The sequence below is a fragment of the Gammaproteobacteria bacterium genome (assembly GCA_015709695.1).
Lineage (GTDB): Bacteria > Pseudomonadota > Gammaproteobacteria > Steroidobacterales.
The window spans coordinates 402659-415129 of sequence record CP054183.1; the positions used below are offsets into that span (position 1 = coordinate 402659).

Annotated in this window: 10 protein-coding genes; 4 read left to right on the forward strand and 6 right to left on the reverse strand. The window is 70.2% G+C overall.

Going from position 1 to position 12471, the window contains the following annotated elements:
- Positions 1 to 17: 17 nt before the first annotated feature.
- Positions 18 to 971 carry an alpha/beta hydrolase gene (locus HRU81_01920; GenBank protein ID QOJ30963.1) on the reverse strand — a complete coding sequence of 318 codons (954 nt, stop codon included), beginning with the start codon at positions 969 to 971 and terminating at the stop codon, positions 18 to 20.
- A complete protein-coding gene (locus HRU81_01925) occupies positions 968 to 2446 on the reverse strand; it encodes an FAD-dependent oxidoreductase (protein QOJ30964.1) in 1479 nt (492 codons plus the stop codon). Before HRU81_01925 ends, HRU81_01920 begins: the two co-directional genes overlap by 4 nt.
- Before the next feature lie 137 nt (positions 2447 to 2583).
- Here HRU81_01925 and HRU81_01930 point away from each other — a divergent pair, with 137 nt between their 5' ends.
- The 3 genes from HRU81_01930 to HRU81_01940 all read left to right on the forward strand — a co-directional run bounded on the left by HRU81_01930 (position 2584) and on the right by HRU81_01940 (position 6003).
- A complete protein-coding gene (locus HRU81_01930; protein ID QOJ30965.1) occupies positions 2584 to 3597 on the forward strand; it encodes a DUF1838 family protein in 1014 nt (337 codons plus the stop codon).
- A 17-nt stretch (positions 3598 to 3614) separates the two neighbouring features.
- Complete coding sequence (locus HRU81_01935) at positions 3615 to 4604, forward strand: DUF1838 family protein (protein QOJ30966.1); 990 nt, start codon at positions 3615 to 3617, stop codon at positions 4602 to 4604.
- Between the two features lie 73 nt (positions 4605 to 4677).
- Positions 4678 to 6003: an MFS transporter gene (locus HRU81_01940; protein QOJ30967.1), complete on the forward strand. Its 1326-nt coding sequence runs from the start codon at positions 4678 to 4680 to the stop codon at positions 6001 to 6003.
- A 49-nt stretch (positions 6004 to 6052) separates the two neighbouring features.
- On the opposite strand, the gene HRU81_01945 is transcribed toward HRU81_01940, so the two are convergent.
- From HRU81_01945 to HRU81_01955, 3 genes are all read right to left on the reverse strand, one after another.
- A complete protein-coding gene (locus HRU81_01945; protein ID QOJ30968.1) occupies positions 6053 to 6262 on the reverse strand; it encodes a heavy-metal-associated domain-containing protein in 210 nt (69 codons plus the stop codon).
- Between the two features lie 28 nt (positions 6263 to 6290).
- Positions 6291 to 8735, reverse strand: a complete 2445-nt coding sequence (locus HRU81_01950) for a copper-translocating P-type ATPase (GenBank protein ID QOJ33241.1) — start codon at positions 8733 to 8735, stop codon at positions 6291 to 6293.
- 100 nt (positions 8736 to 8835) lie between these two features.
- Entirely contained in the window at positions 8836 to 9615 is a 780-nt protein-coding gene (locus HRU81_01955; GenBank protein ID QOJ30969.1) for a gamma-glutamyl-gamma-aminobutyrate hydrolase family protein, read from the reverse strand.
- Between HRU81_01955 and HRU81_01960 the strand changes: the two genes are divergently transcribed.
- Entirely contained in the window at positions 9589 to 10926 is a 1338-nt protein-coding gene (locus HRU81_01960) for a sigma-54-dependent Fis family transcriptional regulator (GenBank protein QOJ30970.1), read from the forward strand. The genes HRU81_01955 and HRU81_01960 overlap by 27 nt on opposite strands.
- 15 nt (positions 10927 to 10941) lie before the next feature.
- Here HRU81_01960 and HRU81_01965 read toward each other — a convergent pair whose 3' ends face one another.
- The gene (locus HRU81_01965) at positions 10942 to 12468 is read right to left on the reverse strand and encodes a GGDEF domain-containing protein (GenBank protein QOJ30971.1); all 1527 of its coding nucleotides are present in this window, start codon (positions 12466 to 12468) and stop codon (positions 10942 to 10944) included.
- Between the last annotated feature and the right edge of the window lie 3 nt (positions 12469 to 12471).

Sequence of the window (12471 nt, forward strand, 5' to 3'; positions counted from 1 at the left end):
GGGCCGGGGTGCCGGCTTCAGGCCGGGCCGGGAGGCGACGGCCGCTCCGCGATGATGCGTTGTACCGTCGCCAGCAGGAGGGGATTGAAGGTGGCCGGGTCGTCGAGGTTGGGGAAGTGCCCGCGGCCGGCGAGCAGCAGCAGGTCGAATCCCGGCAACACCTCGCGGATGCGCCGGTAGTCGGTCGGGAACAGGTCCGAGTTCAGCGCCACCACGCGCCGTGGCCAGCCGGCAATGGCAGCGCGGGCATCGAAACGCGCGAAGGCCTCGCTGGCGGCTATCGCCGTCGCCGCATCCGTGGAGATCATCTGCCGGCTGACCCACTCGACCAGCGTCGGATCGGCCCCGGGCGGAAAGAAGCCCTGCACGTGGCGTCGCGTGTCGCCGGTGAAGTCGGCCCGCTGGCTTGCCAGGCGCGCGGCGATCACGGCATCGGTGGGCAGCGGCAGGCCGAGGTTCTGGAAGGTGTCGATGCCGATGATGCCGATCAGCCGGCTGCCGAGGCGCCCGGCCAGTGCGCAGGCCACGCGCCCGCCGGTGGAGTGGACCACCAGGACCAGCGGGCCTGCGGGGAACTCCGCGCGGATCACCGCCTCCGCGTCATCGGCGAAGGCGGCGACGCTGATCGCCGACCGGCGCCGTTCCGAGTCGCCATGGCCGGCGAGATCCAGCGCCGCGAACCGGTGCGTGGTCGCTGCCGCTGCCAGCTGCGGCCAGAAGAACCGGTGGTTGCAGCTCCATCCATGCACGAACACCAGCGCCACCGGGCCACTGCCGCCCGTGACATAGTGCAGGTGCGTGCCGTCGCCGGAGCGGGTGCTGCGCACCGCGGCGTGCAGTGGTGCCGAAGGTACCGGCGGCAGGCGGGGATCGGTGCTGGTGTCGTCGCCCATCGCCAGCCCAGGGCTCGCTGCGGCCGCGAGCAGGCCGCCGAGCAGCAGGCGGCGCTTCGGGTCCACGGCCCCGCTCATCCGAGCATTCTCTGTGCCACCTCGCCGGCGGCGTGTTCGCCGGATTCCATCGCCGCCTCCATGCCGATCTCGAGCCGGCGCAGATGCTCGCCCGCGAAGTGCAGCCGGTCATGGGGCCTGGCCATGGCCTGCTGCCAGGCCCGTACCCGGCCGGGCACGAGCTGGAAGCTGCAGCCGCGCGAGAAGGGCGCCCGCTCCCAGGAATGGGCGCCGACGAACTCCAGCGTGCCGCGGGCCGCCGGGCGGATGCGCTCGATCTCGGCGATGGCCCGGCGACCGCGCCCGGCCTCGGGCAGGGCATCGAACTGCCGTGCCTTGTCGCTGAAGGCGAGCGCGCTCACCAGTTCGCGCGCGCCATCCGCCTCGATCTGCTGGCGGATCAGGGTGAAGGGCCCGTCCGTCCACATCGAGGCCTCGATGCCGTCCTTCTCCCAGTAGGGAGACCTGGCCCGCAGCCACACCTGGCTCTGGTTGCCGTAGGGCATGTGCTCGACGGCCTCGGCCTGGACGCCCTGCAGGGCCGGGGAGATGCGCATGCGGCGCAGGACGCTGAAGGGTACCGCGGCAATGGCGTAGCGCGCACGCAGCCGGGTGCCGTCGGCGCAGCGCAGCTCGCAGCCGCTGGCGTCCATGTCGATGGCATCGACCCGCATGCCGGGATGGACACGGTCGCCGAGTGCATGCGCCATGGCCTCGGTGAGGCGCGAGGTGCCGCCGACGACGTGCAGGGACTGCGGGCCGATGCGCTCGTAGGCATCCTTGCCGCCCGGCGTCGCCTTCGTCGCCGTGGCTGCCGCCATCGCCACCCGGGCGCGTGCCGCCTCCTGCATCATGCGCAGCACCGAGAGCTTCTCCAGCGCCACGCCCTGGGATTCCCGGATCAACCGGCGCGCCTCGGGGGAGGCGCCCTGCCGGGTGAGCCACTCGGCCAATGACAGGTCGTAGGCGGCCGCCGCCGGTTGCAGCCAGGCATCGGCACCCACGAGCGGATTGCGTTCCTCGACGTAATGACCCAGCAGGGCATGCGGCGCCACGCTTCGCTCGGCGCCGAGCAGGCGGTTCAGCGGCGAGTCCGGCCACTCCTTCGCCGGCACCAGGCGGCCGCCGATGGCGAAGGAGTAGGGCGCATTGACGTGGGCCCCGGGACCGAGGCGCACGTCCAGGCGTGCGGCCATGTCGAGCACGCGCGCGTAATCGCGCCCGATCTGGGCGCCGCCCAGGTCCGGGTGCCGGTACCAGTCATCCCGCGTCAGGCAGCGGCCGCCCGGGCGGCTGCCGGCTTCGAGCACGAGGACGCTGGCGCCGAGTTCGTCGAGCAGCAGTGCTGCATTCAGCCCGGCGAGGCCCGCGCCGATGATGGCGACATCGATCACGCCGCCAGCCTCGGCGCTGGCGGCGCGGCGGCCGAGTCCTAGGGCAGCTGCCGCACCGGTGGAAGCGATGACGAAGCGGCGACGGGAAAGGCGTCTGTGCATGTGGACTCCTGCTGAGTCGTCGTGGCCGTACCCGCTATCGCATGCCACGGCCGCAGGTGGGTCATGGCATGGCCGGAATCTTTAGTATGATCGATCCGCTCCGTCCGACCATCATCCTGTTCCGGGAGGGAAATCCGATGCCGACGACCCGCAGAGAACTGCTGTCCTTCGCTTCCGTCGGTGCCGCTGGCGCCGCAACCCTGGCCCTCGGCGCCTGTGCCACGACATCGGGCAGTGCGGCACCGGCCCTGGGCAGCAGCAAGGGCGGCAAGGGTCCGGCCATCGAAGGCCCCTACCTCGACCTGCGCACCGGCAAGGGCAACCAGATGGCCTATGCCCGCATCCAGGGCGACACCGACTGGGGCAAGCAGAAGTATTTCTGGTTCAAGGGCTACGTGAACGCCGTGCAGCCGGACAAGCGGGTCGTGGACCTGGTCGGCGCCCAGGGCTTCGGCGCCATCCGCCTGCTGCAGCGTCCCGATGGCGCCATCGAGCGGCTGTGCCGCGAGATCATCCTGTACACCAACATCCGCAGCGGCGAGGTGCTGGAGGAGTGGCGCAACTCCATCACCGGCGAGACCGTGAAGCCGGTGCATGTCGACAATGATCCGTTCAATTACCTCATCGAGGACGCCTTCCCGCTGCCACCGTCCTTCGGTGGCCTGAACAAGGAAGGGCCGCCACCGAAGCGGCCGCCCTTCATCCTGCCCTGGTACCAGCACGGTGACTGGCTGGAGATGGAGATCCACATCCACCTCAGCTACCCGAACGCGCTGCAGCCGGACAAGTGGCCGCGCGAGTCCTCGGGGCCCACGGCGCAGGTGTCGGAATACTTCGCCCATCATGTCCGCGCCGAGGACATGCAGAACCCGAAGCTGACCACGGTGGACTACCGTGGAACCTGGAACCGTGTCACGCCCTGGCTGCCATGGATGCTGATGGGCCAGGCCCCGGGCTTCTGCCTCTACAACTGCTTCATGGGCACGACGCGCAATCTCGACGAGATATTCGGCCGGCCGGTTCTGGACTACGCCGAGAAGCACTATGCGAAGTACTTCAACGCCCCGGATGCCTGGAGCGGTGAGCCGAGCCTGTCGAGCCTGGAGCACTACGCCCGCACCCAGAAGCCCGCGCCGCCGAAGGCGCAGTGAGCAGGCGGGCGACGGGCATGCAACGGCGCGAGTTCCTCGGTTCCTGCGCCGGCGTCGGCGCCTTCGGTGCGGCGGCACTGGCCACCGCCACCGTGGCAACACGGGCCCGCGCGGACACCGCGGCAGTGGCGGGTACCGGCCGTGGCGCCGCGCTCGCCGGCCCCTACCTGGACCTGCGCACCGGCAAGGGCAACCAGCTGGCCTTCGCCCGCATCCAGGGCGACCTCGACTGGGGCAGGCAGAAGTACGGCTGGTACAAGGGCTACGTGACCGCCGTCAGGCCGGGCCGCAAGATCGACGACCTGTTCGGCTTCGAGGGATTCGGCGCCGTCAGGCTCGAACTGCTGCCCGACGGGCGCATCCGCCGCATCCTGCGCGAGGTGGGCCTGTACACCGACCTGAAGAGCGGTGAAGTGCTGGAGGAATGGCGCAACCCCTACCTCGACGAAACGGTGCGGGTGGTGCCGGTGGCGAACGATCCGTTCAACTTCGTCATCGAGGAGTACTTCCCTGAGCCGCCGCGCTTCGGTGGCCAGAACCAGGAGCAGCCGCCCCGCGTGCCATTCATCCTGCCCTGGCAGCAGCGTGGCGACCGCCTCGACATGGAGGTGCACATCCACCTGCTGTATCCGAATGCGCTGCAGCCGGATCGATGGCCACGCGAATCATCGGGCGCCATGGTCCAGGCCTCGGAGTTCTTCGCCCACCATGTGCGTGTCGCCGACATGCAGGACCCGAAGCTGACGCAGCTGCCGTTCCACGGCACCTGGAACCGCGTGACGCCGTGGTTGCCCTGGATGCTGATGGGCCAGGCCCCGGGGCACTGCCAGTACGCCTGCTTCATGGGTTCCGGCGAGGCGCTCGACGAGGTGTTCTCGCGCCCGTTGCTGGACTACATCGAGAAGCACTACCCGAAGTACCTGCGGGCCCCGGACAAGTGGACCGAGCCCAGCCTCTCCAGCCTCGAAAACTACGCGCGCGAGCAGAAGCCGGCACCGGCACGGTGAGGCATTTCGCCACGGCCACCGCCGCGACGACTGCGTGTATCCTGCGCCGACCCCAGGCAGGCACGACCCGAGCATGAATCAACCCGCAAACCGATTCGGCCCATTCTGGCTGCAGCCGGAGGTGCGCACGGGCCACATGCTGACGCTGTTCGCCGGTGCCTATTCGACCATCGGCCTGCTGACCTTCGTCGCCCTCGGCACGCCCTATGTGCTGACGGTCTATCTCGGTGTGCCGCAGGGCGAGCAGGGCGCGGTCAGCGGCTACCTGCACACCTTCCAGGAGGCGGTGTCGCTGCTGGTCTTCGCGCCCCTCGGCGTCATGGCCGATCGCATCGGCCGCCGTCAGGTGTACGCCGGCGGCCTGCTGCTGATGGGCATCGCCTACGCCCTCTACAGCTTCGCCAGTTCCATCCCCGAGCTGTATGCCTACCGGCTGATCTATGCGGTCGGCATCGCCGCCGCCACCGGCATGCTCGGCACCATCGGTGCCGACTACACCGAGGAGCGCTCCCGCGGCCTGGCGGTGGCCGGCATCGGCGTGCTCAACGCCCTCGGTGTCATCAGCGTCACCATCGGCCTCGGCCGCCTGCCCCAGTTCTTCGTCGAGCGCGGCGCGAGCGAGGCGGCGGCGGGGCACGATGCCCATTTCGTGGTGGCCGGCCTGTGCTTCCTGGTGGCGATGCTGCTCGCCTTCGGGCTGAAGGGCGGCACGCCGGTGGCGCGGGGCCGGCGCCTGCCGGTGCGCGAACTGTTCCGCAGCGGCCTCGCCGAGGCACGCAACCCGCGCATCGCCCTGTCCTATGCCTGCGGCTTCATCGCCCGCAGCGACCTGGTCCTGCTCGGCACCTACAGCGTGCTCTGGGGCACCACCGTGGCCACCTCCAGGGGCATGGACGCGGCGCAGGCCATGGCGGAGGGTCGCAAGGTGTTCGCCATTGCCAGCGCCGCCGCACTGGCCTGGCTGTTCGTCATCGGCGTGGTCATCGACCGCGTCAACCGCGTCACCGGCATCATCATCTGCATGACCATCGCCTCCATGGGCTACCTGGGCACCATGTTCATCGACGATCCGCTGGTGAAATCGGCCATCCCGCTGCTGGTGCTGCTCGGCATGGGGCAGATCAGCGCCTTCGCCGGCGCGCAGACGCTGATCACCAAGGAAGCGCCGCCGGAGTCGCGGGCCTCGGTCATCGGCATGTTCAACATCTGCGGGGCGGCGGGCATCCTCACCACCACCGCCATCGGCGGCGTGCTGTTCGACCGCATCGGCCCGCACGCGCCGTTCGTGCTGGTGGGCTGCCTGACGGTGTTGCTGATCGTCGCCGCCGTGGTCTGCCGCATCAGGGCGCCTGGCCCGCTCTCCGACCGGGCGGCGCGCTCGGCGGCTCTGGTGTCCTGAAGGGCAGGGGCGCTGCCGGGCGGCAGCGCCCGATGGGCAGGTCGCGGCCTCAGGCGGCGACCTGGAACCCCGCTTCGGTGATGGCCTTTTCCAGGGCAGCACGCTGGATGACGGCCGGATCGAACTCCACCGACACCGTTCCCGCTGCACGATCCGCGCGAGCCGAGGCCACGCCCTTGCGGCTGGTCAGCGCGTTCTGCACGCTGCGCTCGCAGCCGCCGCAGGTCATCCCGGAAACCTTGAGCTGCACTTTTTCCATGATCCAGTCTCCTCGTCGTTGCGTTTCTTCAGGCTGATTGGCGCTGCGCCAGCCGGGGACGCCAGCGGCGCAGCAACAGGGAATTGGTGACCACGCTGACGCTGCTCATGGCCATCGCGGCGCCGGCCATGGCCGGGCTGAGCATGCCCAGCGCCGCCAGCGGGATGCCGATGACATTGTAGATGAACGCCCAGAACAGGTTCTGGCGGATCTTGCGGAAGGTGGCACGGCTGGCGCCGATGGCGGCTGCCACCAGGCGCGGGTCCGGCCGCATAAGCGTGATGCCGGCCGTCTCCATCGCCACGTCGGTGCCGGTACCCATGGCGATGCCGACATCGGCGGCGGCGAGCGCGGGTGCATCGTTGATGCCGTCGCCGACCATCGCCACCACATGGCCCTCGCTGCCGAGCCCGGCGACGATGCTGGCCTTGCCCTCCGGGCGGATGCCGCCGCGCGCCTCGCCCATGCCCAGCTGGGCGCCGATGACTTCGGCGACCCGCGGAGCATCGCCCGACAGCAGCAGGCTGCGGACGCCGATGTCGCGCAACGCGCTGATCGCGGCCTGTGCCTCCTCGCGCAGCGGATCGGCGATGGCCATGATGCCGATGGGGCCGTCGCTGTCGGCGATCCACACCACCGTGCGGGCCAGTTCCTGCCACTCGCGGGCGCGGGCGGCCTCCTGGCCGGTGTCGATGCGCCGCTTCTCCAGCGAACGGGCATTGCCGATCATGATCTCGCGCCCCCCGACCTCGCCGACCACGCCATAGCCGGTGTGGCTGCGGAAGCCGCTGACGGGCCCGGGCTGGATGCCGAGCTCGGCGGCGCGTTCCATGATGGCGCGGGCCAGCGGATGCTCGCTGCCCTGCTGTACCGAGGCTGCCAGGCGCAGCAGTTCCTTCTCGGTGCCGCGCAGGGTGTGCAGGGCGACGATGCGTGGCTTGCCGGCAGTCAGCGTGCCGGTCTTGTCGAAGACCACCGTGTCGATGCGGTGCGCGCGCTCCAGGGAAGCCACGTCCTTGATGAGGATGCCGGCGCGGGCCGCCGCGCCGGTGCCCGTCATGATGGCGGTCGGCGTGGCCAGGCCCAGCGCGCAGGGGCAGGCGATGACCAGCACCGACACGGCGGCGATGAGCGCATGCTCGAAGTTGGCGTCGTAGGCCATCCAGCCGGCGAAGCTGAGCAGCGCGATCACCACCACCACGGGCACGAACACCGCGCTGACCTGGTCCACCAGGCGCTGCACGGGCGCCTTGCCGGCCTGGGCGTTCTCGACCATGCGGATGATCTTCGACAGGGTCGAGTCCTCGCCCACGGCGGTGGCCTGCACCTCGAGCAGCCCGGTGCCGTTGATGGCGCCACCGGTGACCTGCGCCCCGGCTGTCTTCGCCACCGGCAGGCTTTCGCCGGTAATGAGCGACTCGTCGAGCTCGCTGGCACCGGCCGTCACCCGGCCGTCCACCGGCACGCGCTCGCCGGGGCGCACGATGACGATATCGCCGCTGCGGACCTCGGCCACGGGCACCTCGGCTTCGCTGCCATCGGCGCGTCGCAGCCGCGCAGTCTGCGGCCGCAGCTGCATGAGCTGACGGATGGCGGCGGTGGTGCCGCGCTTGGCGCGGGTCTCGAGGAACTTGCCGAGCATCACCAGGGTGATGACCACCGCCGAACCCTCGAAGTACAGGTGGCCCTGCGCGGCCTCGCCCAGCGTTGCCAGCAGCCACGCGCTGTAGGCCCAGGCGGCGCTGGTGCCGAGGGCCACCAGCACGTCCATGTTGCCGGAGCGCGCGCGCAGGGACTTCCATGCGCCGCGGTAGAAGCGGGCGCCGCAGACGAACTGCACCGGCGTCGCCAGCAGGAATTCCACCCAGGCCGGCAGGTGGACATGCATCCCGGCCATCATCGCCACCATCTGCGCCACCATCGGCAGGGTGAGGAGGGCCGCGGCGACCAGCATCAGCAGCTCGCGCCGGACGGCTGCGGCGTCGGCGGCCCGGCGTTCCTCGTCGGCCCGGGCACGGTCGGCTTCGGCCGGCTCGACGCGGGCCTCGTAGCCTGCGCGGGCCACGGCGGCCGCCAGCGCGTCGATGGCGGTGATGCCGGCGAGGCCGGTGACATCGGCGCGTTCCAGGGCGAGGTTGACGTTGGCCTCGACCACGCCGGGCACGGCCCGCAGGGCCTTTTCCACCCGGGTCGCGCAGGCGCTGCAGGTCATGCCGACGATGCCGAAGGACCAGGACTGGCGCGGCACGCTGAAGCCGGCCCTCTGCACGGCCTCGGCCACTCCCGCGGCGCTGGTCTGCGCCGGGTCGAAGCTGACGGCGGCGCGCTCCAGGGCGAAGTTGACGCTGGCCTGGCGCACACCGGGGGCCTTGCCCAGCGCGCCTTCGAGGCGCACGGCACAGGCACCGCAGGTCATGCCGGAGACCGGCAGGTCGATGCGGGCGGTATCGGGCGGGCTGGCGGGACTGGGCATGCTGCTGGCCATGGCGGCGATGGTAGTCCCCGGCCACGGGGCCGGCAAATGATGGTGGATCGAAACTACCCTGGCGTCATTGGGCCGTGCAGCCCGGGTTTCAAGGGGCCCGGTCCTGGCCAGGCAGCGCCGGGTGCCGCGATGACAGCGCCATTCGCCGGGGCCGGCTGTGGAAGTTGCGCAGGTACTCGCCGAACACGCTGCGCCCCAGCTGCAGCGATTCGCCGACATGCGCGCCGGTCTCGGCGAGGATCCGTGCTGGCGAGAACCCGGGTCCCAGGCAGTCCACCTCGCGGGCCATCACCGGGGTGTGCAGCCAGCGCGAAACCAGCGCCTCGTCGACCTCGAGGTGGAATTGCAGCGCATAGACATTGTCGCCATGGCGGAAGGCCTGGTTGCTGCAGGACGGGGAGCTCGCGAGATGCACGGCGCCGTGAGGGATGTCGAAGGTGTCACCGTGCCACTGGAAGATCTTGCGGGTGCCGCCGAAGTGGCGGAACAGCGGGTCTTCCATGCCGGCGGCGGTGGGCGTGACGTCGTACCAGCCGATTTCCTTCTCCGGGTTGCGGGTGACGCGGGCGCCGAGGGCCCGCGCGATCAGCTGCGCACCCAGGCAGATGCCGAGCACCGGCATGCCGCAGTCGATGGCCTCGCGGATGGCTGCCACCTCCAGGGCGAGGTGCGGGTGGCGGGCCGTCTGGTCGCAATTCATCGGGCCGCCCAGCACCACGAGGCCATGGTAGTTGCCGATGTCCGGGACCGCGTCAGGCTGGCGCCCGAAGTTCAGGTAGCGCAGGCGATAGCCCGCCTCGCGCAACATGGGGTCGAAACTGCCGAGGATCTCGTGTGCAACATGCTGGAAGATGAGGATGCGGCGCATGGGTGCTTAGTATATGTCGATCGCGCCAAACGTTTGACACTGCCTGAGGCCTCGCAGATGATAGCGCCCGGGTCGGGTTTCCCGTGCGCAACAAGCAGTGCCGCCCATGCCACCCGTGGCGTCGCCCCGGGACAGGGCGGACATCCGCGGCAGGTGTCCATGAACGAGGCCAGCGATTCCCTGGAGCAGGAGGCCCTGCGGCCCGGCGGGGGGCCACCCGGGCTGGCGGCCGCCGCGTCCGACCCGCTGCTCGATGCCGCGGCCATCGCCCGGGCCCGCAGCCTGTATTTCCCCACCGGCCAGAGCCCGCGCATGACGGTGGTGCGTCGCCTGCTGGAGCAGGTGGCACCCTTCAACACCAACGTGCTGATCACCGGCGAATCGGGTACCGGCAAGGAATGGGCCGCCCGCTACGTCCATGCCCTGTCGCCGCGCCACCCGCAGCCCTTCGTGCCGGTCAACTGCGGGGCCATCCCGGCGGAGCTGCTGGAGAGCGAGCTGTTCGGCCACGAGAAGGGCGCCTTCACCGGGGCCATTGCTGCCCGCGTTGGCCGCTTCGAGGCGGCCGAGGGTGGCACGCTGTTCCTCGACGAGATCGGCGACATGAGCCTGCCGATGCAGGTGAAGCTGCTGCGCGTGCTGCAGGAGCGGGTGTACGAGCGCGTCGGCAGCAACCGCAGCCGGCATTGCGACGTGCGCATCATCGCCGCCACGCACCGCAACCTCGAGGAGGCCATCCGCGAGGGCAAGTTCCGCGAGGACCTGTTCTACCGGCTCAACGTCTTTCCGGTGGAGCTGCCGCCGCTGCGCGAACGCAAGGAAGACCTCACGGAGCTCGCCGCCAACATCCTCGAACGCTGCGGTCGCGCCGGCCAGCAGCCGGTGACGCTCAGCGGCGGCGCGCTGCGCATCCTGCGCTGCTACGACTGGCCGGGGAACATCCGCGAGCTGGCCAACCTCATGGAGCGCCTGTGCGTGCTCTATCCCGGGCAACCGGTGGACATCGCCAACCTGCCGAGCCGCTACACGGCCAACGCGCCGCTGCGCGAGGCGGACCGCGAGATCGTCGCCCGGCGCAGTGCCGCGGGCCCGCAGCCGCAGGATTTCGACCTGCCCACCGAGGGCATTCCGCTGAAGACCTACATCGAGAACATCGAGATCGCGCTGATCCGCCGTGCCCTGGTCGACACCGACGGGGTGGTGGCGCACGCCGCCGAGCGGCTGCAGATCCGCCGCACCACGCTTGCGGAGAAGATGAAGCGCTACGGCATCCAGGCGGGTGCCGAGGCGCAGGGCGCTCCCGCCGCCTGAGGGCCGGCGGCCGCCTCAGGCCGCCTTGATCTTGTCGTAGCTGGTGTGGCGGTTCCGGCCGTTGCGCTTGGAATGGTAGAGCGCGGTGTCGGCGGCCGCGAGCAGCTCCTGCGAGGTGGCGAACGATGACTTGCCATCGCAGCTGGCGATGCCGAGCGACAGCGTGATGGAGAAGCTGCTGCCATTGCCGCTGGGCACCCGGGTGTCGCGCGCCCTCTGCACCAGGCGCTCGGCGACGGCTTCCACCTGCGGCGTGTCGACCCCCGGCAGCAGCAGCACGAATTCATCACCGCCATAGCGCGCGACGATGTCGGTATCGCGCAGCGTGTTGACCAGCAGCCCGGCCACCGCCTTCAGCATGGCGTCGCCGCCCTGGTGGCCGTGGGTGTCGTTGATGCCCTTGAAGTGGTCGAGATCGACGAACACCACCGACAGCGGCCAGCGGTTCTTGGCGGCCGCAGCGAATTCCCGCTCCACGGCTTCCTCGAAAGCGCGCCGGTTGAACACGCCGGTGAGGCCGTCGCGCTCGCTCTCCACCTTGAGCACGGAATTCTCGGCCTTGAGCTTCGACTTCTGGCTCTCCAGGTCGTTGTTCCGGTCGAGCTGGTAGAGGTTGCGGACCACGAGGATTTCCCGCGCCGAGTCGACGATGTCCTGCAGCTGGTCGGCCGGGAACAGCTGCAGGTCGAACAGGCCCTCGGCCACCGGGATCTGCTCGCGGATGATGCCGAACAGGTCGGCCAGCCGGTTGGGCAGGATGCCGAGGTGGCGCTGCGCCTGGGTGCCTGCGCGGCGGATGCCGGTCTCGCTCTGGTCGGTGAGCCAGACATCGGCCAGGTCGCCCGAGAGCGCCACGCAACGCACGAACTCGCGGTGCTCCGGTTCGACGCCGCCCGCCGTCGGGTCATGGCTGTGCTGCACGCCACGCAGCAGCGCTGCAGGCATATTCCAGCTCTTCAGCAGCCAGGTGCCGACGGAGCGGTGGTCGGTCTCCAGGCAGCTCTGCTCGTGCTGGCTGACCCGCCCGTGCTCGAGCTGGAAGGGCGAGATGCCGGCATAGGTGTCCGGCGCCAGCTTGTCCAGCGCCAGCATGCCGATGTCCTGCAGCAGTGCGGCGAGGAACACCTCCTCGGCATCGCGGCGTCCGAACTCGCTCGCCAGCAGCTTGCCCCAGGTGGCGGCGAGGATGGCGCGCTTCCAGTAGGCATCGAAGTCGAAGCCCTTGGACGCATCCCGGCGCAGGGTGCTCACCAGGGTGAATGACAGGGCCAGCGTCAGCGTCGCGTTCAGGCCCAGCACGATCAGCGCCTGGCGCAGGTTGCTGCTCTGGCGGCGGCGCGCGTACATCGCCGAGTTGGCGATGCGCATCACCTTGGCGGCGATCGCCGGGTCGCCGCTGACGGTGTCGGCGACCCTGGCCAGGTCGATCTCAGGGTCCTGGGCCAGGGTGATGACCTGCATGGCCACCGCCGGTGGCGTCGGGAAGCTGGTGCAGGTCTTCAGACGCTGCAGGATCTTTTCAGGGATCTGGATCTGGCTCATGGC

Coding starts and splice junctions, on each gene's coding strand:
- HRU81_01935 (QOJ30966.1), top strand. CDS start 3,615: ATGCAACGGCGCGAGTTCCTCGGTTCCTGCGCCGGCGTCGGCGCCTTC.
- HRU81_01920 (QOJ30963.1), bottom strand. CDS start 971: ATGAGCGGGGCCGTGGACCCGAAGCGCCGCCTGCTGCTCGGCGGCCTG.
- HRU81_01930 (QOJ30965.1), top strand. CDS start 2,584: ATGCCGACGACCCGCAGAGAACTGCTGTCCTTCGCTTCCGTCGGTGCC.
- HRU81_01950 (QOJ33241.1), bottom strand. CDS start 8,735: ATGCCCAGTCCCGCCAGCCCGCCCGATACCGCCCGCATCGACCTGCCG.
- HRU81_01965 (QOJ30971.1), bottom strand. CDS start 12,468: ATGAGCCAGATCCAGATCCCTGAAAAGATCCTGCAGCGTCTGAAGACC.
- HRU81_01945 (QOJ30968.1), bottom strand. CDS start 6,262: ATGGAAAAAGTGCAGCTCAAGGTTTCCGGGATGACCTGCGGCGGCTGC.
- HRU81_01940 (QOJ30967.1), top strand. CDS start 4,678: ATGAATCAACCCGCAAACCGATTCGGCCCATTCTGGCTGCAGCCGGAG.
- HRU81_01925 (QOJ30964.1), bottom strand. CDS start 2,446: ATGCACAGACGCCTTTCCCGTCGCCGCTTCGTCATCGCTTCCACCGGT.
- HRU81_01955 (QOJ30969.1), bottom strand. CDS start 9,615: ATGCGCCGCATCCTCATCTTCCAGCATGTTGCACACGAGATCCTCGGC.
- HRU81_01960 (QOJ30970.1), top strand. CDS start 9,589: ATGCTGGAAGATGAGGATGCGGCGCATGGGTGCTTAGTATATGTCGAT.